This window comes from Phytopseudomonas punonensis, assembly GCF_900142655.1.
Taxonomy (GTDB): Bacteria; Pseudomonadota; Gammaproteobacteria; order Pseudomonadales; family Pseudomonadaceae; genus Aquipseudomonas; species Aquipseudomonas punonensis.
The window spans coordinates 17,928-39,800 of record NZ_FRBQ01000007.1; the positions used below are offsets into that span (position 1 = coordinate 17,928).

22 protein-coding genes are annotated in these 21,873 nt (G+C 61.8%); 9 read left to right on the top strand and 13 right to left on the bottom strand.

Annotation, left to right across the window (positions count from 1 at the left end; genetic code table 11):
* Positions 1–130 precede the first annotated feature (130 nt).
* Positions 131–1,117 carry a catabolite repressor/activator gene (gene cra, locus BUC40_RS16475; protein WP_073267263.1) on the top strand — a complete coding sequence of 329 codons (987 nt, stop codon included), beginning with the start codon at positions 131–133 and terminating at the stop codon, positions 1,115–1,117.
* 81 nt (positions 1,118–1,198) lie between these two features.
* Here the strand turns inward: cra and BUC40_RS16480 are convergent, their stop codons facing one another.
* The gene (locus BUC40_RS16480) at positions 1,199–3,250 is read right to left on the bottom strand and encodes an AsmA family protein (protein ID WP_073267264.1); all 2,052 of its coding nucleotides are present in this window, start codon (positions 3,248–3,250) and stop codon (positions 1,199–1,201) included.
* A gap of 147 nt (positions 3,251–3,397) precedes the next feature.
* On the opposite strand from BUC40_RS16480, the gene BUC40_RS16485 reads away from it, so the two are divergent.
* A complete protein-coding gene (locus BUC40_RS16485; protein WP_073267265.1) occupies positions 3,398–4,183 on the top strand; it encodes a TatD family hydrolase in 786 nt (261 codons plus the stop codon).
* A gap of 4 nt (positions 4,184–4,187) precedes the next feature.
* Here the strand turns inward: BUC40_RS16485 and ampE are convergent, their stop codons facing one another.
* The 3 genes from ampE to BUC40_RS16500 all read right to left on the bottom strand — a co-directional run bounded on the left by ampE (position 4,188) and on the right by BUC40_RS16500 (position 8,033).
* Positions 4,188–5,024 carry a regulatory signaling modulator protein AmpE gene (ampE, locus tag BUC40_RS16490; protein WP_073267266.1) on the bottom strand — a complete coding sequence of 279 codons (837 nt, stop codon included), beginning with the start codon at positions 5,022–5,024 and terminating at the stop codon, positions 4,188–4,190.
* Positions 5,021–5,584: a 1,6-anhydro-N-acetylmuramyl-L-alanine amidase AmpD gene (gene ampD / locus BUC40_RS16495; RefSeq protein ID WP_073267267.1), complete on the bottom strand. Its 564-nt coding sequence runs from the start codon at positions 5,582–5,584 to the stop codon at positions 5,021–5,023. Before ampD ends, ampE begins: the two co-directional genes overlap by 4 nt.
* 145 nt (positions 5,585–5,729) lie before the next feature.
* The gene (locus BUC40_RS16500) at positions 5,730–8,033 is read right to left on the bottom strand and encodes a DUF1631 domain-containing protein (protein ID WP_073267268.1); all 2,304 of its coding nucleotides are present in this window, start codon (positions 8,031–8,033) and stop codon (positions 5,730–5,732) included.
* 292 nt (positions 8,034–8,325) lie between these two features.
* On the opposite strand from BUC40_RS16500, the gene nadC reads away from it, so the two are divergent.
* The gene (gene nadC, locus BUC40_RS16505; protein ID WP_073267269.1) at positions 8,326–9,174 is read left to right on the top strand and encodes a carboxylating nicotinate-nucleotide diphosphorylase; all 849 of its coding nucleotides are present in this window, start codon (positions 8,326–8,328) and stop codon (positions 9,172–9,174) included.
* A gap of 51 nt (positions 9,175–9,225) precedes the next feature.
* Here the strand turns inward: nadC and trpC are convergent, their stop codons facing one another.
* The 3 genes from trpC to BUC40_RS16520 are packed head-to-tail and all read right to left on the bottom strand — an operon-like array spanning position 9,226 to position 11,698.
* Complete coding sequence (gene trpC, locus BUC40_RS16510) at positions 9,226–10,062, bottom strand: indole-3-glycerol phosphate synthase TrpC (RefSeq protein ID WP_073267270.1); 837 nt, start codon at positions 10,060–10,062, stop codon at positions 9,226–9,228.
* Complete coding sequence (gene trpD, locus BUC40_RS16515) at positions 10,059–11,105, bottom strand: anthranilate phosphoribosyltransferase (protein WP_073267271.1); 1,047 nt, start codon at positions 11,103–11,105, stop codon at positions 10,059–10,061. The genes trpC and trpD overlap by 4 nt, the downstream gene beginning before the upstream one ends.
* Positions 11,102–11,698, bottom strand: coding sequence for an aminodeoxychorismate/anthranilate synthase component II (locus BUC40_RS16520; protein WP_073267272.1), 597 nt, complete (start codon positions 11,696–11,698; stop codon positions 11,102–11,104). Before BUC40_RS16520 ends, trpD begins: the two co-directional genes overlap by 4 nt.
* A 397-nt stretch (positions 11,699–12,095) precedes the next feature.
* Between BUC40_RS16520 and BUC40_RS16525 the strand changes: the two genes are divergently transcribed.
* On the top strand, positions 12,096–13,346 hold the full coding sequence (locus tag BUC40_RS16525; RefSeq protein ID WP_073267273.1) for a GAF domain-containing sensor histidine kinase: 1,251 nt from the start codon (positions 12,096–12,098) through the stop codon (positions 13,344–13,346).
* Between the two features lie 9 nt (positions 13,347–13,355).
* Here the strand turns inward: BUC40_RS16525 and BUC40_RS22915 are convergent, their stop codons facing one another.
* From BUC40_RS22915 to BUC40_RS16550, 5 genes are all read right to left on the bottom strand, one after another.
* Positions 13,356–13,907: a hypothetical protein gene (locus tag BUC40_RS22915; protein WP_073267274.1), complete on the bottom strand. Its 552-nt coding sequence runs from the start codon at positions 13,905–13,907 to the stop codon at positions 13,356–13,358.
* Positions 13,904–14,443: a glycoside hydrolase family 24 protein gene (locus BUC40_RS16535; protein WP_073267275.1), complete on the bottom strand. Its 540-nt coding sequence runs from the start codon at positions 14,441–14,443 to the stop codon at positions 13,904–13,906. The genes BUC40_RS22915 and BUC40_RS16535 overlap by 4 nt, the downstream gene beginning before the upstream one ends.
* A 50-nt stretch (positions 14,444–14,493) precedes the next feature.
* Entirely contained in the window at positions 14,494–15,630 is a 1,137-nt protein-coding gene (locus BUC40_RS16540) for a glycoside hydrolase family 5 protein (RefSeq protein WP_073267276.1), read from the bottom strand.
* A gap of 123 nt (positions 15,631–15,753) precedes the next feature.
* Positions 15,754–16,113, bottom strand: a complete 360-nt coding sequence (locus tag BUC40_RS16545) for a putative holin (protein ID WP_073267277.1) — start codon at positions 16,111–16,113, stop codon at positions 15,754–15,756.
* 405 nt (positions 16,114–16,518) lie between these two features.
* Complete coding sequence (locus BUC40_RS16550) at positions 16,519–16,878, bottom strand: PA0613 family protein (protein WP_073267278.1); 360 nt, start codon at positions 16,876–16,878, stop codon at positions 16,519–16,521.
* Between the two features lie 193 nt (positions 16,879–17,071).
* Between BUC40_RS16550 and BUC40_RS16555 the strand changes: the two genes are divergently transcribed.
* Complete coding sequence (locus tag BUC40_RS16555; protein WP_073267279.1) at positions 17,072–17,728, top strand: XRE family transcriptional regulator; 657 nt, start codon at positions 17,072–17,074, stop codon at positions 17,726–17,728.
* 53 nt (positions 17,729–17,781) lie between these two features.
* The gene (locus BUC40_RS16560) at positions 17,782–18,123 is read left to right on the top strand and encodes a pyocin activator PrtN family protein (protein ID WP_073267280.1); all 342 of its coding nucleotides are present in this window, start codon (positions 17,782–17,784) and stop codon (positions 18,121–18,123) included.
* On the opposite strand, the gene BUC40_RS16565 is transcribed toward BUC40_RS16560, so the two are convergent.
* Positions 18,102–18,764 (bottom strand): GntR family transcriptional regulator, encoded by a 663-nt coding sequence (locus BUC40_RS16565; RefSeq protein WP_073267281.1) that lies wholly within the window; start codon positions 18,762–18,764, stop codon positions 18,102–18,104. The two genes, BUC40_RS16560 and BUC40_RS16565, sit on opposite strands and share 22 nt — an antisense overlap.
* 281 nt (positions 18,765–19,045) lie before the next feature.
* Between BUC40_RS16565 and BUC40_RS16570 the strand changes: the two genes are divergently transcribed.
* Genes BUC40_RS16570 through BUC40_RS16580 form a run of 3 tightly spaced genes read left to right on the top strand, consistent with a single transcriptional unit; the run spans position 19,046 to position 21,864 of the window.
* Entirely contained in the window at positions 19,046–20,278 is a 1,233-nt protein-coding gene (locus tag BUC40_RS16570; RefSeq protein WP_073267282.1) for an NRAMP family divalent metal transporter, read from the top strand.
* A 12-nt stretch (positions 20,279–20,290) separates the two neighbouring features.
* The gene (locus tag BUC40_RS16575; RefSeq protein ID WP_073267283.1) at positions 20,291–21,061 is read left to right on the top strand and encodes a LamB/YcsF family protein; all 771 of its coding nucleotides are present in this window, start codon (positions 20,291–20,293) and stop codon (positions 21,059–21,061) included.
* Positions 21,058–21,864, top strand: coding sequence for a putative hydro-lyase (locus BUC40_RS16580; RefSeq protein ID WP_073267284.1), 807 nt, complete (start codon positions 21,058–21,060; stop codon positions 21,862–21,864). The genes BUC40_RS16575 and BUC40_RS16580 overlap by 4 nt, the downstream gene beginning before the upstream one ends.
* Positions 21,865–21,873: the final 9 nt, after the last annotated feature.

Genomic DNA, 21,873 nt, shown 5'->3' on the forward strand with positions numbered 1-21,873 from the left:
CGGCTGCAGACGGGCTTGGCGGACATTCTTGTTAGCTTAGTCGACTTGTTTGCTGAATCGTTTCATCTAGCACTGGCACGTTACCTGATAATGGGTAATCCTTGAAGCCTGCGAGAGGAGGAACGCCCCGTTGAAATTGACCGACATCGCCCGCCTGGCCGGCGTTTCACTGACCACCGCCAGTTATGTGATCAACGGCCAGGCCGCCAAGCGCCGCATCAGTGCGGCTACCGTCCAGCGCGTGCTGGAGGTGGTGGAGAAGCACGACTATCGTCCCAACACCCAAGCTGCCGGCCTGCGCCGCGGGGAAAGCCGCTGTCTGGGGTTCATCCTGCCGGATCTGGAAAACCCCAGTTACGCCCGGCTGGCCAAGCTGCTCGAGCAACGGGCGCGAGCGGCGGGTTATCAGCTGCTGATCGCCAGCTCCGACGATCAACCAGATAGCGAGCGGCAACTGCTCGAACTGTTTCGCTCACGCCGCTGTGATGCACTGATCGTCGCTAGCTGCCTGCCGCCGGATGCTACCGACTACCAGCAGCTGGTCGCCGCCGGTACGCCGGTGATTGCCGTCGACCGCGCACTGGACCCCAGCCGGCTGTATTCGGTGGTCAGTGATGATCGCCAGGCCGGCGAGCAACTGACCAAGAGCCTGCTGCAACCCGCCCAACGTCATGCCGCCATGATCGGCGCCCGCCCGGAACTGCCGATCAGCCAGGCGCGTGAGCAAGGGTTTCGTGAGGCGCTGGCCGGCTTCGATGGCCTGATCAGCGTCAGCCATGGTGAGCAGTTCAGTCGCAGTTGGGGTTATCGGCAGATGCGTGAGCTGATGGCCAACGGCAACCTGCCGGATATGCTGGTCACCACGGCCTATGTATTGCTCGAGGGCGTGCTCGACGCGCTGTACGAACACCCGGAGCTGGATACCCGCACGCTACGCCTCGGCACATTCGGTGATGCGCAGTTGCTGGATTTTCTACCGATGCGCGTCAATGCCATCTCCCAGCAACACGAGCGCATTGCCGAGCGCGTATTCGAACGCTTGCTCAGCGCTCTCGAAGGCACCTATCAACCGGGATTGGATGCCATCGAACGGGGACTGAAAATCCGTTTTAGCTAAAACCTAACGACGTAACCGCGCCAGGCAGCCTTCGAAAAGCCTCGCCTGGTCGGGCGGCGACGCGATTCAGCGGGAACCGCCCTATCGCTCCTGACGCAACTGCTGCAGCAGCGGCTCACACTCGTTGGGCTGATCACCACTCGGCGCAACCAGCGCAACCAGGCCGGCAGCCGGCGCTACTAGCGCACCGAGTGCAAGCATACCGGCGCCACGCAGAACCAGCGGACCAGCCTTCACGCCCGGATTCGGGTTCTTGAAGGTGCCGCGTACATACAGCGGCGAGCGTAGCGAGAAAATACGCAGCCCCTTGGATTCCGGCGTGATGGTCAGGTCGAGCTGTTCTGTGCCGAAGTTGACGGTACCGTCCACGCCGATCAAGGCATTCTCGGTATCGATCACCATCAGCTGCGGCTTCATCACACCCTGCTTGATGGCGAGGTTGGCAGCCGCACAATTGATCTCCACGTCGTTGTCACCGAACAGGCGGCCAACCAGATAGTTGCCGACATTAAGCCCGGCGATTTCCATCAGGTTGCGACTGACCCGTCCATCGTTGATCAGCAGCTTGACGTGCCCATTAGCGCCACCCAGCAAGGCAGCTACCGAATTGCCGGTACCGCTCAGCGCGGCGTCGCCATTCAGCGCGCCCAGGCTGCTCTGCATCACCTCGACATTCGGGAACAACTGGCGCAAGCGGAAATTGCGCGCACTCAACTGCGCGTTCGCCCGCAGCGGCGTGGCGCTGCCATCCAGATAAAACGTGGAATCCAGACGGCCGCCCGCCACGCCGAAGCGCAGCGGTTCGAGGCCGAGCTTGCCGTCGTTGAGCACCACATGGGTGAACAGATCGGTGAACGGCAGCTGCTCGCTGTGCACAATGCGTTTACCGGTGAAGCTCACGTCGGCATCCATATCCCGCCAGCGCTCGGTTTTGAACGCCTCGACTGGCAGCACCTTATCGGCCGGCTGAACGCTGGCCGCGCCGCGCTGCTTCTTCTCAGCATTGGAGTCGGCGCCGATCAGCGGCGCCAGGTCGGCAAAGCGCAGCTGATTGGATACCAGAGTGCCAGAGAGCTTGGGTCGCGGCTCTCGCGCCACGAAGGTGAGATCGCCATGAATATCGCTATCGCCGATGCGGCCATTGAATTTTTCATAGCGAAACAGCGGCCCATCTGGATCCTGTAGCTGGGCGACCAGTTGCCCATCGGTGGAGTAGGCAGGTGTATCTGGCAGCGTGACGCCGGTTAGCGGATAGAGGTTGCCGAGGCTGGCGCCGGACAACCGCAGGCGCAGATCAAGCGCGCCAAGATTTTTCGGATCAGTGAGCGTGCCGGCCACTTGCACGCGCGTGGTGCCGGCGCGAACATCGGCCTGCACCGGAAATGGCAGGCCAGCATCCTGCAGCGCCAGCAATCCGCCAATGCGCCCGGTGCCGCTGAGTGCCTGGTTCTTGTAACGCCCTTTGGCCTGCCAGGCGAACGCATAGTCCTGCGGCTGCGCAGTATCGCCATCGGCCTGACTGGCCGGCTTGCCTGCGATCTCTGCAAAGGCGATTGGCTCTCCCAGGGGCTCGACCTGAAGATTCACGCTGGCCTGCGAAACCAGATCATTGACGCTCACCTGCGCCTTGTCGAAGCCGATGGTGCCGATGTCCATCCCCCATGGCGAAGCCTCTTCCTGCTCAGGTTGCTCCTGCGCGCCAAGATCGAAAGTCCAGTTGGCGCGCCCGTCGGCCAGTCGCTCCAGAGCGGCGTCTGCGCCAGTCAGATAAATGCGCGGTATGGAGACTGTTTTCCACAGCAACGGCAGCGGCGACAGACTGGCTTCCACCCGTTCCAGACTGATGAAATGCTCGCCTTTGGCCCATTCCGGATTACCCAGGCGGAGCTGCTCGGCAGATACATGGAGCCACGGCACCCAGGCGCGCACCCCTGGCTCACCGGGCTCGCGCTGCCAGGTAACGGCCAGGTTGCCCTCTATCGCGAAGGGTCGGTTGAGCGCCTCGGAAACGCGGGCATTAATCGTGGGCTTGAGCAAATTCCAATCGAACAACACCAGAAACAACATCAGTGCTGCGATCAATAGCAGAAGACTGGCGAAGCACCAGGCGAGTATCTTGCGAAGACGCGTCATACGACCGCCCCTTTTGTTATCGGCGATCCCCACAATCACCGTCCCTGAGCGTTCGACTGGCCAACACTCGGAATGACTCACAGAATGTTGCAACGCAGGTGTACAAAACCTCTTTGCATACACCTTTTACTCATCTGGCAGCACGACATGCAATTGATCGATACCCACACCCACCTCGACTTTCCCGACTTCGACGCGGACCGGCAGGCCGTGCTCGCCAGGGCGCGCGAGCTCGGTGTCGAGAAACTGGTGGTATTGGGTGTCGAGCATGGCAACTGGCAGCGCGTGTGGGATCAGGTGCTGGCCCACGACGGGTTGTACGCCGCATTCGGCCTGCATCCGGTGTATCTGGCCGAGCACCAGGCGCAGGATGTGGAACGGCTGGAGCAATGGCTGCTCAGCCTTCAAGGTCACGGAAAGCTCTGCGCAGTCGGCGAATTCGGTCTGGATTACTACTTGCCGGAGCTGGATCGGCAACGTCAGCAGATGCTGTTCGAAGCACAGCTGGCGATAGCCGAGCGCATCGACTTGCCAGTGCTGCTGCACGTTCGGCGCGCGCACGCCCAGGTGATTGCCACCCTGAAACGCTACAAGCTTCGCCGTGCCGGCGTTATCCATGCCTTCGCCGGCAGCTACGAGGAAGCGCGGGAATATATGAAGCTGGGATTCAAGCTGGGCCTGGGCGGCGCAGCCACCTGGCCCCAAGCAAGGCGCCTGCGCCAAGTGATTGCGCGGTTGCCGTTGGAGGCGGTGGTGCTAGAAACCGACTCACCGGACATGGCGCCAGCGATGCACCCACATGTGCGTAACAGTCCGGTTCATCTACCAGATATATGCCGCGAGCTGGCCACGCTTTTCGAGATAGCCCCCGAAGAACTGGCGTCCGCCAGCAGTCGCAATGCCAGCCAACTGTTCGGCTGGCATTGCGACTAAGCGCTTAAAACAGCAACGTCCACAGCGCTATGGCGGCGTACCAGAGAATGGCGGCACGCACCAACAGCTGCCACAGGCTATCTAAGGTCTTCACACCCGGCTCACCGGGCGTCGGCTCTGGCGTCTCTGCAGCGGCACGCGCCGCACCGGCAGCCAATTGCGCTGCCGAGATATCCCAGCTGAGCACCTCGTGCAGCAAAGCCCGGGTGACTGCAATGAAGTTGCCCACCAGCGCGAAGCTCGCCGCCAGCACGCGCACGGGTAGCCAGTCGAAGGCATGGCGCAATTGGCCGGCACGCTCACGCAGCGACTCGGACTGACCATGCTCGACCAGCAGCGCCAGCAGCCGATAGGCCAGCGCAGCAAGAGGCCCCAACAGCACGTACCAGAAGATCACCGCGAAGAAACTCTGGTACGCCTGCCAAACCATGTAGGTCTGCACACTCGGCAGCAAGGTCGCCTCACCTTCGGCCTGCACGCCGAGGTCGCGCTGCGCCACCAGATAAGCCGCCTCGCTATCGCCACGCCGCCAGCTATCACGGAATGGCCCCAGTGCAGCAAGCAGATCACCACGGCCCAGGCTGTAGATCACCACCAGCAAATGCACAGGCAGCAGCAACCAGCCGTAAGCCAGCGGCGCCAGCAGCTTCAATACTAGAGCTAGCACCAGCAGCGGGACGCCGACCAGCAGCGCGATTGCCAGCCACGGCGAATCACTGGTCGTGCCGCCTCGCTCCATCCGCCACAGGGCTCGCAGCCAGGGCTCGTCCTGCTGGACACGCTGACGCCAGGAAGAGAACTTCTCGACCCAGAGCACCAGCAGCAACACCAGGAAACTCATGACGCCTCCTTATCTTTGATCAATGCAGAGCGCAGCCGCGCCCAATCGAATGCCGGCCCCGGGTCGGTCTTGCGGCCCGGCGCAATATCGCTATGCCCACAAATGCGCTCGATGGTGACTGCCGGATAGGCCATCTGCAATGCTCGCGTCAGCTCGATGAGTGCAGCGTACTGCGCATCAGTGAACGGTAAATGATCCGTACCTTCGAGCTCTATGCCCAGCGAAAAATCGTTGCAGTTCTCTCGCCCCTTGAAACAGGACACACCGGCATGCCACGCCCGATCCAGGCACGACACGAACTGGAAAATACGGCCATCGCGCTCGATCAGAAAATGCGCGGAAACCGTCATGCTGGCGATCCCCGCGAAATAAGGATGCGCATCGGCTTGCAGACAGTTGGTGAAGAACGCCTGCACCTGACCGGTGCCAAACTGGCCCGGAGGCAAGCTGATGTTATGAATGACCAACAGGGAAATCTCACCCTGCGGGCGCTCATTGAAGTTGGGCGAAGGACAGTGCTGAATGCCTTGATACCAGCCGTCTTCGAGCTGCTTGCGCATAGGGGCTCCTCGAACGAGCGCACACTCTAGGGGCTGTTCAGCTTTCGGCGCAAGTCACCAGCACGGCGCGCGGCCTTTCACCACGACCCAGAACGACTCACGGCCCTTGCGGGCCGTGAGGATTGGATCGAGAAGCGTAGCCGTATCAGGCGCCCTTGAGGCGACGCAGATTACCGATCACCGACTCCAGGGCGCGGTCGAAGAGCAGCGCATCATCGAGCAGGCGAACTGCATTGCGACGGAATTCCAGAGCAAGCCCCACACGGGTTTTCTCGAGCACTTTCATACCGGTGCGGTTGACGAAAATGTACTTGCCGGTCGGCTTGATGATCGCTGCCAGCTTGCAACGCAGCTTGTGCTCCTCATCTTCCTGAAACTCGACCCAGCTCCCGACCCGCAGGGCGTCGACATGCAGCATTGCTTCGTCATCAAGGGCGATAACAGGCTCTTCTTCCTCGATCCGTGTTTGCCCCGGTGCCTCGAGAACGATTTCTTCGACAACTTCTACCATCGCCGAAATGCTGCTGTCTTCCTCAAGCTGCAGATCAAGCAACGGCAGCTCGATTCCAACCGCGGACAACGCCGACCGCTGCACTTCGTCCGACTCAGTAGGCGCAGCACGCTCTACATCAGGTATCGCACGTTTGAAGCGCTGGAAAGCCTGGACATGAAGCGCTTCGAGCTGACTAAAAAATTCGCTGGTGGAGAACGGATCGAACGCGGCGCTAGCCATTCCTTCACGCAGAGCTTTGAGCAACCCGGGTACCAATTCCAGCAAGCGCAGACGCGCCTCGGGATTATCGTGGGGCTCAACACTCCAGATCAGCTCGTCCATGGTAGCGAGCGAACTCTGCCACTGCTCGGAATCGGTACCGTGCTTGAGGCAGGTCAGCATCATGACCTTGCTCCAGGCTTCACGCAGCAACCGCACCACTACTTCCGGCAAGGTCTTGCCGAGCAGACGTTCATTAAGCGCTTGTTCCACTTCACGGCGGGCCATCTCGGCACGTGCGCTGCCTTCCTCAGCATCGCGAGTACGCTGCTCGAGCAGCTCGCTACGACGGCGCTCGTCGCCGGTGAAGGCCAGGAAGTCGGCGAGCAGCTCGGAGAAGATCGCCGGATCGTCAGTAAAATCGTTAAGCAGGCGCTGCACAACCTGTTCGATCTTCTGGTACAGGCTGTCACGCTGGCTGCTGTCGTGCTCGCCCCAACCAAGTGCGGCGGTGGCGATTTCATTGAGTAGGCGGCGCGCCGGGTGGCTACCTCGGCTGAAGAAGGTCTTGTCGAGAACCGCAACCTTGAGCATTGGGATTTGTAGACGGGCGATCAGTGCCTTAAGCGAATCAGGCAGGCTGCGGTCGTCGAGAATGAACTCAAACAACATCGACACCAGATTGATGACGTCTTCATCGACCTCGCCTACTACGCGAACACGACCGCTCTTGGCGCTGGCACGTGTAAGCAAGTGTTCGAGCTGGGAACGCAGATCGACATCCATCGGAGCCTGGATCGGAGCGCGCTGCTGCAGGTGAGAAAGCAGGCGCATCAAATCGTTGGTGGAAATCGGCATCGCATTGGCGGGAGCCTGGCGGCGCGGCGCCAAGCCGTCACGGGTCTGCGATAGCAGTTCCTGCAGCGCGCTGAACACCTCGCGGACATCGTCGTCGGCAAAACTGGTGGAGCGCTCGAAGCCGTCAACTTGTTCAGTGCGCTCACTACGTTCAGGTCGATTCGGGGTAGCGTTGCGACGCGGCACCACTGCTTTGAGCTCCGGCAGCACACCAGCCTCGACCAACACAGCGTTGGCATCGGCATAAAGCTGCTCAAGGCCGCTGAGCACGTACTTCTCGAACAGTTTGAGAATGATCAGTTTGACCTTGATCTCGACGCCAAGCCCGCTGCAGGACTCGAGGAACAGTTCGCTGAGCGAAACCGGCCCAAGGGGATTGGATTTGTCATCGAGCTTCTTGCTGACCACCGCATTGAGGCGCGTAGTCAGGTGCGTCAGCGCAACGTGATCACGGCTCAGCACCTTGGCAATCATGGAATCCAGGGCAACGGTTTCTTCGAGCTCGTCGTTTTGCACCAGCGACAGACTGTCGAACGAAACGGCATCGAGAGTCGGCGCTTTACCGACTACGTGCTGGTTGAGGCCGGCGAACGACTCGAAGACACGTTGCAAAAAGCCACGCTCGATCCCTTTGCGCTTGAGGCGAAGGTCGCGCATGGCTTCGAAGAAGGCGTTCTGTTCAGCGTTGCTGGTGGCGCGATCGGCCATGTCGAAAAGCGTGTCGTCAGCATTGTCGAACAATGCCTGCAATGCTTGCTTGAGCTGGGTAGCGGCGCGGTCACGAACCTGAATGAGCGATGCAGGCAACCTGGAAGCTGCCGGATGGGCCGCCTCAGATACCATCTTGTTCAGATGCACTACGTTGGCATCGTTCTTCATCAAGATCTCCTGCGCAGAGCGCTGGTGAAGCAAACTGAAACAGGAATACGAGCACCGCTTCAACGTCAATGGTATGACGTCAATACTTCTGTATTAAAACATATCGGAATGCTGCTGGAGATGCCAAAGCAATTTCCTGCAGATATGAAATACATCACAGCCCATCGAGCAAGCTGTTCCCGGGACTGCAGATGTGACCGATCGTTACACCCAGGGTTCATTTTTACCCGATGAACGCAACAGCAGCTGCCACTGCCTTTATAATCGCCGCCTCAGCCAATCGGAGGCTTGCATGCCGAACCTACTGCTCACCGAACTCAGCGCCGAAGTCGAGGCCAATGTCCGTCGCAGCCTGCGCGAAGACATTGGCAGCGGTGACATCACTGCTCAGCTGATTCCAGAATCGCGGCTGGCGCATGCTAGCGTGATCACCCGCGAGAGCGCGGTGATCTGCGGCACAGCCTGGGTAAATGAAGTGTTTCGCCAGCTTGACCCGCGTGTGGCCGTGCACTGGCAGGTAGAAGATGGTCAGCAGGCTGCGCCGAATCAGGCGCTGTTCCATCTGGAAGGCCCGGCGCGGGCTCTGCTCAGCGGTGAGCGCACGGCGCTGAATTTTCTGCAGACGCTGTCGGCCGTTGCCACGCATTGCCAGCATTACGCTGCCTTGGTCGAAGGCACGGGCGTCAAGCTGCTCGACACCCGCAAGACGCTACCGGGCCTGCGCCTGGCGCAGAAGTATGCGGTCACCCAGGGCGGCTGCCACAACCATCGTATAGGGCTGTTCGACGCCTTCCTTATAAAGGAGAACCACATCGCGGCCTGCGGCGGCATTGCGGCGGCGGTTTCCGCTGCGCGCAGCATCGCACCAGGCAAGCCGGTTGAAGTGGAAGTCGAGAATCTGGACGAGCTGGAACAGGCACTGACGGCTGGCGCAGATATCGTCATGCTCGATGAGCTGTCGCTGGATGACATGCGCCGTGCGGTGACCATCACCGCCGGCCGCGCCAAACTTGAAGCATCGGGCGGCGTGAACGAAACCACCCTGCGCGGCATTGCCGAGACCGGCGTGGACTACATCTCCATCGGCACGCTGACCAAAGACGTCAAGGCCGTGGATCTGTCGATGCGCCTGTCGCTGTAATAATCCCGGTGAATGAAAACGGCGCCTCGAGGGCGCCGTTTTTCGTATCAGTCAGTCGACATCAGGGCTGCCGATGAACCGCTTACGCTCGGGGAAGAACAACCGTCCAAGCTCAGCGCCCGGATTTTCCGCACGCATAAAGGCTTCGCCAACGAGGAAGGCGTACACCTCGCTGATTTCCATCAGCTCGACATCGGCGCGATTAAGGATGCCACTCTCGGTCACCACCATACGGTCGCGCGGAATGCGCGGCAGCAGATCCAGCGTGGTTTCCAGGCTCACCTCGAAGGTGTGCAGATTGCGGTTGTTGACGCCAATCAGCGGCGTGTCCAGCACGTTAAGCGCACGTTCCAGCTCGTCACCGTCATGCACTTCGGCCAGCACGTCTAGATTGAACGCCTTGGCGGTGGCCGCCAACTCGGCCATCTGCGCATCGGTCAGTGCCGAAACGATCAGCAGCACGCAATCGGCGCCCAGTGCCCGCGACTCGACGATCTGGTACGGGTCGATCATGAAATCTTTGCGGATCACCGGCAGCGAGGAGGCGCTGCGCGCTTCCTGCAGGTAACGGTCGGCGCCCTGGAAAAAATCTATGTCGGTGAGGATCGACAGGCAGGTGGCGCCGCCATCCTGATAACTCTGGGCGATTTCCGCCGGCACAAAGTTCTCGCGAATCACGCCTTTGCTCGGCGAGGCCTTTTTGATCTCGGCGATCACCGCAGGTTGTTTGCTTTTGGCTCTCTCGATCAGCGCATTGGCGAAACTGCGTGGAGCGTCGGCGGCGCGGGCTTCACGCTCGACTTCGGCGAGGCTGACCACGGCACGACGTGCTGCTACTTCTTCGGCCTTGCGGGCGAGGATTTTTTCCAGAACGGTGGGAATGCTCACCCTTCATTCTCCTGTTTGAATACCGCGGTAAAGGACACCAGTTCTTCCATCTTTTCCCGGGCCAAGCCGGTGTGCAGCGCGTCATGGGCCAGGCTCATACCACCCTGCAGGTTGTCGGCATGGTCAGCTGCATAAAGCGCCGCGCCGGCATTGAGCACGATGATGTCGGCGGCTTTCTGGCCGGCATCAGTCTTGCGGCGGCCCAGGGCATCCCGGATCAGCTCCAGCGATTGCCCGACACCGTCGACGGTGAGGCCGATCAGGCTCTGACTCTTGATATCGAAATCTTCGGGCTGGATGCGGTACTCGCTGACCACGCCGTTCTTCAGTTCGGCGACGAAGGTCGGCGCCGCCAGGCTGATCTCGTCGAGACCATCCTGCGCATGCACCACCAGTACGTGCTCGCTGCCGAGGCGCTGCAGCACTTCGGCCATCGGGCGGCACAACGCCTGGCTGAACACGCCAACCACCTGGTGCTTGGCGCCAGCCGGGTTGGTCATCGGACCGAGCATGTTGAACAGCGTGCGCAAGCCCAGCTCGCGGCGTGGGCCAATGGCATGCTTCATCGCGCCATGATGAGACGGCGCGAACATGAAGCCGACGCCGACGGTCTCGACGCAGCGCGCCACCTGCACCGGGGTGAGCCCCAGATAAACGCCGGCAGCCTCGAGCAAATCGGCGCTGCCGCTCTTGCCTGAGACCGCGCGGTTACCGTGCTTGGCCACCTTGCCGCCGGCTGCGGCGACGACGAAGGCGGCGGCAGTGGAGACGTTGAAGATGTTCATGCCGTCGCCGCCGGTGCCGCAGGTGTCGACCAGGCGCTCGGCGGCGATCTCCACAGGTGCGGCCAGTTCACGCATCACGCTGGCGGCGCCGACGATCTCGTCGATGGTTTCGCTCTTCATGCGCATGCCCATCAGAAACGCGCCGATCTGCGCGTCGGTGCACTGACCGGTCATGATTTCGCGCATCACTGCGCGCATTTCCTCGGTGCTCAGGTCCAGCTGGGTGACGATGCGGTTGAGGGCTTCCTTGATGTTCATGCGCGCACGCCTCCGGCCTGCTTGAGGAAGTTGGCGAACAGTTCGTGGCCCTGCTCGGTAAGGATCGACTCGGGGTGAAACTGCACGCCCTCGACGTTCAGGGTCTTGTGGCGCAAGCCCATGATCTCGTCGACGGAGCCGTCTTCGTTGGCCGTCCAAGCTGTGACTTCCAGGCAATCCGGCAGCGTGTCGCGCTTGACCACCAGGGAGTGGTAGCGGGTCACGGTCAGTGGATTGTTGAGGCCGGCGAACACGCCTTTGTCCTCATGGAACACCGGGCTGGTCTTGCCGTGCATCACCTGGCGGGCGCGCACCACGTCGCCGCCGTAGGCCTGGCCGATGCTCTGGTGACCGAGGCAAACGCCAAGAATCGGCAGCTTGCCGGCAAAATGCAGGATAGCCTCGATAGACACACCGGCTTCGGTCGGCGTGCATGGGCCTGGCGACACAACAATGCGCTCGGGCTGCAACGCCTCGATCTGCGCGATGGTCAGCTCGTCATTGCGGATAACGTGAACGTCGGCACCCAGCTCGCCCAGGTACTGCACCACGTTGTAGGTAAAGGAGTCGTAGTTGTCGATCATCAGCAGCATGTTTTAAACCTTTGATTTACTGCTCTTCAGCCAATCGCCCAGTTTTCGATGCCCCATTCGTACCCGCAGTTTTTCATGCTGGGAGAATATCTATTCAGGGGTCGAGCAAGGCAGAGAGAATCGTCCGGCGTGACCGGATAGAAAAGATCAGGCGCGCCAACGCCAGCGGGCGTGGGCTTTGATGAGGCGCATCAGAAGGGTGCTGCTTGCGTTCACGGGGAAGTCTCGCGTTTATCTGCCCGCACAGTAGCCCAGCAAGCTAGCGCGTGCAATATCACTCTGCCGGATCGGCTATCGGTCACCGTTAGTCGCGGCGCGACGGCGCAGTGCTGGCCTCACTGTAAAGTTCGATGAGCCACCTGAACCACTCCTGTACTCTGCCTTTTTTGCAATCGGAATGGCCGAAATGTCGACGATAAATTTTGGCCCCGACCTGCGCGCCGTCGCGAAGATCGAAGCGATTCCGATGATCTTGCGCATGGTCAAACAGGTGACAGGCATGCGTTTCGCAGCAGTGGCCCGGGTAACGGATAAACAGTGGGTCACTTGCGCGGTCGATGACTCGATAGCGTTCGGCCTCAAGCCGGGCGACGAGCTCGCGCTGGAGACCACCATCTGCAATGAGATCAGACAGCACCGCACGCCGGTGATCTTCGCTCACGCCAGCGAACATCCGCTGTTTTCCAGGCATCACACACCCAAGCTGTATGGCCTGGAGAGTTACGTATCGATTCCAATCGTAAGGGCCAATGGAGACTTTTTCGGAACACTCTGTGCGATCGACTCGGCACCAGCCAACCTCGATATACCAGTCATCACCGAAACGCTTACACTTTTCGCCCAATTGATTGCGGCGAACCTGGACATGCAGGCGTCCGTTGATGAGAGCCAGCAAGAGTTGGCGATGGAAAAGAAAACCGGGCATCTGCGCGAGCAGTTGATTGCGGTTCTCGGCCACGACCTACGAACGCCGTTGAGCGCGATCAGGATGGGCGCCGACATGCTGGAGTCCAAACTGATCGATCGTCCGGAGCGCCGACTCGCCACGGCAATCCAGAGCAGCGCCAAGCGCATGGGCTCGTTGATCGAAAATATCCTCGACTTTGCTCGCGGCCGCCTGGGCAGCGGCATTCCCGTAGAACCGCAGATCGTCGAAACCCTAGAGAGCGATTTGCAGCGCGTGATTGCCGAAATCGCTACGGCCCATCCGCTGGCGAGCATCGAGCAGTCGATCTCCGTTGCGCCGCTCAATCGCTGCGACCCGGTACGGCTGTGCCAGCTGCTGTCCAACCTGCTGGCAAATGCGGTAACCCACGGCGAGCGTGGTGGACTCATCAAGGTCAATATTAGCGTCGAGGCTTGCCACCTAGTGATTTCCGTCTGGAATCGCGGCGTGCCAATAGAACCCGAGCTGATGCCGAAACTGTTCCAGCCCTACACCCGCTCCGAGCAGGGGCAGCGAGAGGGGCTGGGTTTGGGGCTGTATATCGCAGCGGAAATCGTGCGCGGGCATAACGGCACAATTGGTGTGACCTCAAGCGAAGCGGACGGCACCTGTTTCACTGCCAGGCTGCCAACACTGACGGTGCCCGCTCAGCAAGCCACTCTTCTGCCGGAAACGCCGCCCGCGCCGGATAACCATCCATAGACGACACCGTTAGCCCTCCTGGCTTATCGCCTGCACGTACGCTTGGCACATGCCTAAGGCGATGATGGCGCGGTCACCGCGCCCGGTGATGGCGACAATTTGTTGAGCAGCTCCTCGGTCAATGTTGGCTCGCTCGGCGCCATCCACCAGGCGTCCGGCAGCGGTGGTGGTGGACAGCCGGGCGTCGTGACCGGCGTCGGCATTTCTTGAAGTTGCGGTGAGGACTGACAGCCGTAGTTCAGCAGTAGCAAGACGATCACGCAGGCGCGCAGCAGTATCTTCGGCATCGGTAAGTTTCCTGTATCGGATCTGGGAGGACGCCTGCAACTGCTGTTCGAGCATCAGGCGCTTGTCATTGGCACGTTGTGTTTCAAGCGCGGCGGCGCTCTGGATGCGGCCGAGGGTCTGGGCATGGGTTTTGTCGCGCTCGGCCAAGCTTTCACCCATGCGCCAGCCTTGCACCACCCAGCCCAGGCTCGCGGCGCCGAATAACAGCGTCAGCGCCAGGACAGCAGTGATAGGCAGGCGCAAACGGGCCGGAATCAGCGCTAGCAGGCTCATGTGGCCACCTCCCCGCCAGAGGCGATGTACATGGCCAGCAGGTCATCCTGATCGCGCGCCTGGCCGGCGAGCTCTTGCCGATAGATGCGCAGCAGCGCAGCGAGATCGTGCTCACGCTGACCGTAGCCGGCGCCCGGCAGGCTGGCCCAGATGGGCGCCGCGGCGTTGATCGCCTCGGCAGCTCGCCCAGCCTGAATATGGGTAAGTGCACCACACTCATCGAGCAACTTCACCGCAGCCAAGTCTTGTGCCTGTGGCGTAAAGCGGCCTTGAAAGTTGTAGAGGCTGACGATCGCATCCCAGGTCCGCGCTAGGAACTGATAACGGCCAGCGGCCGTGGATTGAATGTCGTAGCGCGGCAGTTCGATCAGCCGGCGTGGATGCGCGCTGTAGTCATCGAACAGCGCGCCACCAACCAGCACGTTGTAGCCGTCGTCGCTACTGGTAATGGTCGAGGTGCCTTCGCTCCAGGCGAGCATGTCGAGAAAGGCGAGTACGTTTTGGCCACCCGCCTGGGTGGCAGTAATTCGGGCCATGGGAATTCTCCAAATAGAATGACCCGCCGAAGCGGGTCATGTGGGTTGTTTCAGCGTGGGCCGTAGGCCGTGGTGGTGTTGCCGATGCGCGCCATCAACGAACGCGTATTGGCCTTGAGGGTGCCGTCGTTGCGGTCCATGCCATTGGGACTGTCGTCGTCATCACCAGGCCCAGCCAGCCACTGGAAGCGCAGGATGTGGTTGGCGTCGAAGTACTTGTGCAATTCGGTGAAGTAGGTGCGCATGCCGGGCACATGATCCGGCCCACCGAATTCGCCGGCGATGCCGCGCTTGCCGTTGGCCTTGAGCCAGTCGATAAAGGGTGCCCAGTCCGCGATGCGCTCCCGGTAGGCAATGGACTCCTCTCCCTGAGTCCATTTGCCGCCACCCTGACCCTCCTTATCCGGGTACTGGTGCGCCTCGTAGAGCAGGCGGCCTCCAGGATCCTGCAGGTTCTTGAGGGCGTCGGAGCTACGCGGCCAATACAAGGCCGAGGCGAACGAATTGCCGGCCACGGTAATGAAGTGCCGCGGATCGACCTCACGCACCGCGGTGATCAGCCGCTGCACGTTGTTGGTCCACAGGGTTTCGACGTTGACGCCGCCGTCGGGCACGCTACCCATGTTGTGCGGCTCGTTCATCAGGCCGTAGCCAAACAGCCCGGGCTCGTCCCGCAGCTCTCGGGCAATGGCCGCCCAGATACGCGCCAGCAGGGTGTAGTTGACCGGGCAATCCGGCGCACCGATAGCGGTCCACAAGGCGAACCCGCCGCCCCACGACTGCACCACGCGACCACTCACCGGGCCGTTGGCGCGCACGTACCAGCGGCAGTAGTTGTGCATGTCGAGCAGCGAAAAGCCGCCCCAACTGTGGATATGGCGGATGGCCTTGCGGATTTCCTCCACGTAACTCTGCCGCAAGGTGAAGCCGCCAGCGCCATCGAGAATGGCGATGCGCTCACCGGCGAAGGGCAAGCGTACAGCGAAGGGTTTGCCGCCGAGGCTGCCAGCGTAGGACTTGATGTAGTCCGGCTGATGGCCGCGCGGCGCCACGGTAAGGTAGTGGGTGTCCAGCCGCGCCGTGGTGATGGGATCCACATAGGGGTTGTTGCCCAGCCCGGCAGCATTGAAGCCAATCAGCGGAAATTCGCCGGCAGCGGCCATTTGGTCAAAGGTTTTGATAGCCATGGTGTTTCCTCCAGACATGAAAAAGCCCGCACGGTGGCGGGCCAGGGTGAGTACAGCGGCGCGGAGTGCGCCGTTGTACGGGTTCGGGTATCGCTTGTTGCGAGGTGCAGCCTGGTGGCCGAGTCAGGCATCTCGGTCTCCGGGCGGTTTGTCGCGCAGGGCGCCGGTACGCCGGCGAATCGCCGCCAGCATCAACGTCACCACCAGGCCGGCGCCGGCAAAACCGGCTGGGCCCGGATAAGCGAAGGGGTGGATGCCGTGCAGCTGGAAGTCAGTGATCGCCGGGGCACACAGGTACCCCATCACGGCTGACGTCAGAAAGAACGCCAACCGGTTCCACATGGGCAGATTTTGCGTAGTGGTGAAGTACACCAGGGCCCCGCACAAGGCGCCGAGTGCAGCCTCGCCATTGATTGGAGCGATCAGCGCGGCGAGATGCTCGCCGAGCACGCCGAACAGCACGGCGCTGCTGAATTCAGTCATTGTTATCGTACTCCCCGAGGCCGACGGCCCCGACGACATTGAGGTTATGCCGCCCCCTGAAACGACAATGCCCCGCATGGGCGGGGCATTGTTTAAGGAAGGTCGGTGTGTTGCAGCGCGGCTCGACGCGCCTGTAGCTGTTGATTAAGTCATGAGGCTGGCTGACTGCTCGCCCACCTCTGTGACGGTGATGAATTTATAACCCCCGATTCTCAGGGCCTCAAGGGTGGCGCGGTGATCAGCGTGAACGCACTGAGAAAAAACGGACACGCATCGCATCCAGCATTGATGCGCCACTGAAAAGCCCACGCCGAGGCGCCTCAAGCCCGCTGGCTGAGCGTCATTTTCTGGAGAGAAAACATGCGCAGCAGTGAGCGCTGCCGCCAGTAGAAATGAAAAGCGCGCTCAGGCGGCGCGCTTCAGAAGCTGTGATTCGATGGCCCGGTGGGCCTGCCCCAATCGTCGGTAGAACTGCGCCCGGCTACAACCACAGGCCGCCCATTTCGCAGCGCTCGCCCCACCATTGCAATATTGCGCAGTGACCACTTGCCGCTGCTCGGGCGACAGATGCTTGTTGACGATCCACTCGACCTCCGCTGCCCGATCCACCAATACGCGGCTGCCGCGGGCGCTACGGTTAAGCACACCTTGTGATGCCATAAGCGAAGCAATCACGTTGCCCGCCATGCCGGAGCCGCTCTCACTGCCTCCGCCCTGCCGCTCTTCGGCCCACAGCTCCAATACTTCATCGATGTAAGAGATCATCCAACTCCTCCTCTACCGCATTCCGCGGCGCTATTACACCTAGGTCACGATCACACGAATAACCCGTGACCCGCTCAGCCACCTGCCAGCGCAGCCGGTAGTCGACCAAAATAAAAATAATCACATAACGTGTTTTATTCAAGCAAAGAACTGCGCTATAAATATTTCATATCGTGATTAACGGAGTGGAGCAATGGAAACCCTCGGGCAACGCATCAAGCGTCTACGCAAGAGCAAAGGCCTCAGCCAGCAACAGTTGGCCGAAGCCTGCGGCTGGTCATCCCAATCACGTATTGGCAACTACGAAAGCGACCTGCGCGAGCCTGCCTTGGCGGATCTGCTGCTGCTCGCTCCGGCACTGGGCGTCAGCCTCGCTGAGCTGGCCGGTACCGACGAGCTACCCGACGCCTCGCCTGCCGACACCCAGGCAGTCGGTCACGCTCGTGTCGGCGCGGTGCCGGTGGTGGGGCACGCGCAACTGGGTACTCAGGGTTACTTCGAGGAGATCGACTTTCCCGTCGGCCATGGCGACGGCTACCTGCGCATTCACAGTGACGACCCCAATGCCTACGGCCTAAGGGTGAACGGCGACAGCATGCACCCACGAATCAAGAACGGTGAATACGTGCTGATCGAGCCGAACAAGCCGTTTCACGCCGGCGACGAGGTAATGGTTCGCACCCTGGACGGCCAGGCGATGATCAAGGAATACATCTACCTGCGCGACGGCATGTACCGCTTCGACAGCGTCAACCAGAACCACCCACCCATCCATATACACCAGGACAACGTCACCAAGATTCACCTAGTGGGTGGCATCCTCAAATCCTCGCGCTTCACCGAAGAATGATGGCGCGCCCCATGAACCCGGACAACGAGACCTGACCCCATACCGAGCCGACCATGAACACTCAGCCTGAGCCGCACCTGCCGCTCCAGACGCTGGAGCTCCTATTCCGCACCCACGGCGACGTGCTGGTGCCCATCGACCGCGTGCGCACGGTGTATTTCCGTCACCTGAGCGCCGACAACTTCATCCGCGCCATCGCCAGCGGCCGCCTGAACCTGCCCATTACCACACTGGACAGCAGCGCCAAGGCGCCCAAGTTCATTGAGCTGCATCACCTGGCGGCCTATATCGACAGCTGCGCCAAGGCTGCCGATACCGGTGGCGAAGGCAGCCTGTGTGCCGAAGCCCAGGGCGGTTATTCGCTGGAAAGAACTCAGGAACCACGCCGCGCGTAGGCGGCCAGGATGGTGCGTTCCGACTGCACCAGGTAGGCGTCCAGCGCCTTGGCAGCGTCGTGCGGGCGGCCGGCTTCGAGGTGTTCGAGAATCGAGGCGTTCATGTCGATGTAGGGCGCATGCAGGAATTCGGCGTCGTTGAGCAATCCGAATACCAGGCGCAGTTCAGCGGATAGGTGCCGGTAGAAGGTATTCAGGCGCTGGCTGTCCGCCAGCTCGACGATGGCCGCGTGAAAGGCCATGTTGGCCGTACCCACCGCGCCCCAATCCGCCACCTCGGCGCTGCGCTGCGCCGCCTGCACCGCCCCGCGCATACGCTTGACCCCAGGGTGCTTGGGATAAGCCTGGGCCAGCGCCTGGCATTCAACGAAACGCCGCGCCCGGTAGATCTCGATGATCGAGGCCATGTCCGGCACCGAGACGAATACGCCGCGGTTGGGTTCGTGCTTGAGCAGGCCTTCCTGGGTCAGCACGCGGAAGGCTTCGCGCAGGGTATTGCGCGAGATGTCCAGACTCTCGCTGAGCGCCGCCTCGGACAGCCGCTGCCCCGGCACAAGTTCGCCCTCGACCAGCTTGCGGCGGATTTCCGCAGTCACCGTCTCGCCGAGCGTGCGCGGGTTGTCAGATACGTCGTTGTTCATCATCGTTCCACCAGGCCAGGGCCGGGCTCTTCATAGAGCCGAATGCAGCGATGGTCACCGAGCGGCACGCTTCAGGCAAGTGGCCATGCTGTCACCCTGCGCACCATGGTGAAACAACGCTGGGTATCGAAGTAACAAAACAGTGCAAATAGATCATCAATACAAATTAGATTGTTGAACAATAAAACCATCTAGAATCAACAGATCACACCATTTCATCGCAATGTGGCATGCCCATTGCCTTACACCCTGCACCCGTTACTTCGCCCCAGGAGTGTTCCATGCAGGCCCAGACCACCGCCGACTTCGCGCGCTCACGCCGCTCATCATTGATCGCAGCCATCTTCCTGATGGCCACCTCGGCCATCGGCCCCGGTTTTATTACCCAGACGGCCACCTTCACGGCCAACATGGGTGCGGCTTTCGCGTTCGGCATCCTGGCGTCGATCCTCATCGACTTCGTGGTTCAGTTGAACGTCTGGCGCATCGTCACCCTGACCCGCATGCGCGCCTCGGACATCGCCAACGCGGCGATTCCCGGCAGCGGCTATCTACTCGCGGTACTGGTGATCTTTGGCGGCCTGGTGTTCAACGTCGGCAACATCGCTGGTGCGGGCCTGGGCCTCAACGCACTGATGGGCCTGGATCCGAAATGGGGCGGCGCGCTGAGCGCCCTAGTGGCAATCGGTATCTTCCTGTCCAAACGTGCCGGCCTTGCCATCGACCGGCTGATCGTGGTGCTGGGCCTGCTGATGATCCTGCTCACCCTGTTCGTCGCCATCGCCTCCAACCCGCCCCTGGGCGAAGCGCTGCGCCAGACCGTATGGCCAGACCAGATCAACTTCGCCACCATCACCACCATCGTCGGCGGTACCGTAGGCGGCTATATCACCTACGCTGGCGCGCACCGCCTGCTGGATCGCGGCCTGGTTGGCGAGGAGCACATCAAGGAAGTCACCAAGGCGGCGCTCAGCGGCATCGCGGTAACCGGTGTGATGCGCTACGTGCTGTTCCTGGCGATTCTCGGCGTGGCCGCCAGCGGCGTGATCATCGACACCTCCGGCCAAGGCGCCAACCCGGCTGCGCAGGCGTTCCAGGCTGCCGCCGGCGAGCTCGGTCTGCGTGCCTTCGGCCTGGTGCTCTGGGCCGCTGCGATTACCAGCGTGATCGGTGCTGCCTACACGTCAATGTCGTTCATCACTGCCTTCATGCCAGATATCAGCGAACGTGGCCGTAATCATGCCACCGTGGCGTTCATCGCCGTTTCGCTGGCCATCTATGTAGCCCTGGGCACCGCGCCGGCGGCACTGCTGCTGTTCGCTGGCGGCTTCAACGGTCTGATTCTGCCCATCGGCCTGAGCATTTTCGTCTACGTGGGCTGGCGCCGCAGTGACCTGATGGGCGGCTATCACTACCCACGCTGGCTGCTGGCCCTCGGCGCCGTGACCTGCGCACTGACCTGGTATATGGCAGCCAAATCGGTCGGCCCGATCCTGGCCTTCGTGAACCTGTAAGGAGATAACGACATGCCAACCATCGACCTCAACAGCGACCTGGGCGAGAGCTTCGGCCAGTGGTCCATGGGCGACGATGCTGCGATGCTCGACATCGTCACCAGCGCCAACGTCGCCTGCGGCTTTCACGCTGGCGACCCGGCCGGCATCCTGCACACGCTCAAGGCGGCTGCGGCCAAGGGCGTGACCATCGGCGCCCACGTCGCCTACCCGGACTTGGTCGGTTTCGGCCGCCGCAACATGGATGTGGCCAGCGACGAGCTGACCGCCGACGTGATCTACCAGATCGGCGCCCTGCAGGCCCTGGCAACTGCTGCCGGCACCAAGGTGCGCTACGTGAAACCCCACGGCGCGCTGTACAACACCATCGCCCACGACACCCGCCAGGCCTTGGCGGTGATCGCGGCGATCCGCGCGGTCGATGCCCGCCTGGTGCTCGTCGCCCTGGCCGGTTCGCCGTTGATCGAGCTGGCACGCCGCGAAGGCCTGACCTGCATCGCCGAAGCCTTCGCCGACCGCGCCTATACGCCGCAAGGCACTCTGGTGTCGCGCCGCGAGGCAGGCGCCGTGCTGCACGACGCCGAACAGGTGGCCCAGCGCATGCTGCACCTGGTACAGAGCGGCGAGGTCGAAGCCATCGACGGCAGTGTCACGCGCATCGAAGCCGACTCCATCTGCGTACACGGCGACAGCCCAGGCGCCATTCAGATGGCTCGCGAGGTGCGTCAGTTGCTGGAGAAGTCTGGCGTATCCCTGCAAGCCTTCGCCGGAGCCGCCCGATGAACGCCATCCAACGCGCCCAGCAGGCCGCTATTGCCGCCGCCCACCAGGCCCGCACCGAGTACCGCAACGGCCGTGTCACGCCCACGGCCGGCATCGCGCCGGGCATGACCCAGGCCAACCTGATCGCCCTTCCCCGCGACTGGGCCTATGACTTTCTGCTCTACGCCCAGCGCAACCCCAAGGCCTGCCCGGTGCTCGACGTGAGCGACGCCGGCAGCCCGCACACGGTACTGGCCGAAGGCGCCGACCTGCGTACCGACCTGCCGCTGTACCGCATCTGGCGTGACGGCAAGCTGGCCGAGGAAGTCAGCGACGCCACCGCCGCCTGGGCGGAACACGCCGACATGGTGACCTTCCTGATCGGCTGCAGCTTCACCTTCGAGACTGGCCTGCAGGAAGCCGGCATCGACGTGCGGCATATCACCGACGGCTGCAACGTGCCGATGTACCGCACCAACCGCGCCTGCCGCCCGGCGGGCCGTCTGCACGGCGAGATGGTGGTGTCGATGCGGCCGATCCCGGCGGATCGCGTCGCCGAGGCGGCCGGCATTTCCGGGCGCTATCCCTCGGTGCACGGCGCCCCGGTGCATATCGGCGAGCCGCAGCGGCTCGGCATCAAAGACCTGCAGGCGCCGGATTTCGGCGACGCGGTGCGCATCGAGCCCGGCGAAGTGCCGGTGTTCTGGGCCTGCGGCGTGACGCCCCAGGCAGCAGTCATGGCCTCCGGCGTGCCCTTCGCGATCACCCATTCGCCGGGCCATATGTTTATCACCGACGTGCCTGACAGCACGTACCACGTATAGGACGAGCCC

Coding starts and splice junctions, on each gene's coding strand:
- BUC40_RS16480 (WP_073267264.1), bottom strand. CDS start 3,250: ATGACGCGTCTTCGCAAGATACTCGCCTGGTGCTTCGCCAGTCTTCTG.
- BUC40_RS16485 (WP_073267265.1), top strand. CDS start 3,398: ATGCAATTGATCGATACCCACACCCACCTCGACTTTCCCGACTTCGAC.
- ampE (WP_073267266.1), bottom strand. CDS start 5,024: ATGAGTTTCCTGGTGTTGCTGCTGGTGCTCTGGGTCGAGAAGTTCTCT.
- ampD (WP_073267267.1), bottom strand. CDS start 5,584: ATGCGCAAGCAGCTCGAAGACGGCTGGTATCAAGGCATTCAGCACTGT.
- BUC40_RS16500 (WP_073267268.1), bottom strand. CDS start 8,033: ATGAAGAACGATGCCAACGTAGTGCATCTGAACAAGATGGTATCTGAG.
- nadC (WP_073267269.1), top strand. CDS start 8,326: ATGCCGAACCTACTGCTCACCGAACTCAGCGCCGAAGTCGAGGCCAAT.
- trpD (WP_073267271.1), bottom strand. CDS start 11,105: ATGAACATCAAGGAAGCCCTCAACCGCATCGTCACCCAGCTGGACCTG.
- BUC40_RS16520 (WP_073267272.1), bottom strand. CDS start 11,698: ATGCTGCTGATGATCGACAACTACGACTCCTTTACCTACAACGTGGTG.
- BUC40_RS16525 (WP_073267273.1), top strand. CDS start 12,096: ATGGCCGAAATGTCGACGATAAATTTTGGCCCCGACCTGCGCGCCGTC.
- BUC40_RS22915 (WP_073267274.1), bottom strand. CDS start 13,907: ATGAGCCTGCTAGCGCTGATTCCGGCCCGTTTGCGCCTGCCTATCACT.
- BUC40_RS16535 (WP_073267275.1), bottom strand. CDS start 14,443: ATGGCCCGAATTACTGCCACCCAGGCGGGTGGCCAAAACGTACTCGCC.
- BUC40_RS16540 (WP_073267276.1), bottom strand. CDS start 15,630: ATGGCTATCAAAACCTTTGACCAAATGGCCGCTGCCGGCGAATTTCCG.
- BUC40_RS16545 (WP_073267277.1), bottom strand. CDS start 16,113: ATGACTGAATTCAGCAGCGCCGTGCTGTTCGGCGTGCTCGGCGAGCAT.
- BUC40_RS16550 (WP_073267278.1), bottom strand. CDS start 16,878: ATGATCTCTTACATCGATGAAGTATTGGAGCTGTGGGCCGAAGAGCGG.
- BUC40_RS16555 (WP_073267279.1), top strand. CDS start 17,072: ATGGAAACCCTCGGGCAACGCATCAAGCGTCTACGCAAGAGCAAAGGC.
- BUC40_RS16560 (WP_073267280.1), top strand. CDS start 17,782: ATGAACACTCAGCCTGAGCCGCACCTGCCGCTCCAGACGCTGGAGCTC.
- BUC40_RS16565 (WP_073267281.1), bottom strand. CDS start 18,764: ATGAACAACGACGTATCTGACAACCCGCGCACGCTCGGCGAGACGGTG.
- BUC40_RS16570 (WP_073267282.1), top strand. CDS start 19,046: ATGCAGGCCCAGACCACCGCCGACTTCGCGCGCTCACGCCGCTCATCA.
- BUC40_RS16575 (WP_073267283.1), top strand. CDS start 20,291: ATGCCAACCATCGACCTCAACAGCGACCTGGGCGAGAGCTTCGGCCAG.
- BUC40_RS16580 (WP_073267284.1), top strand. CDS start 21,058: ATGAACGCCATCCAACGCGCCCAGCAGGCCGCTATTGCCGCCGCCCAC.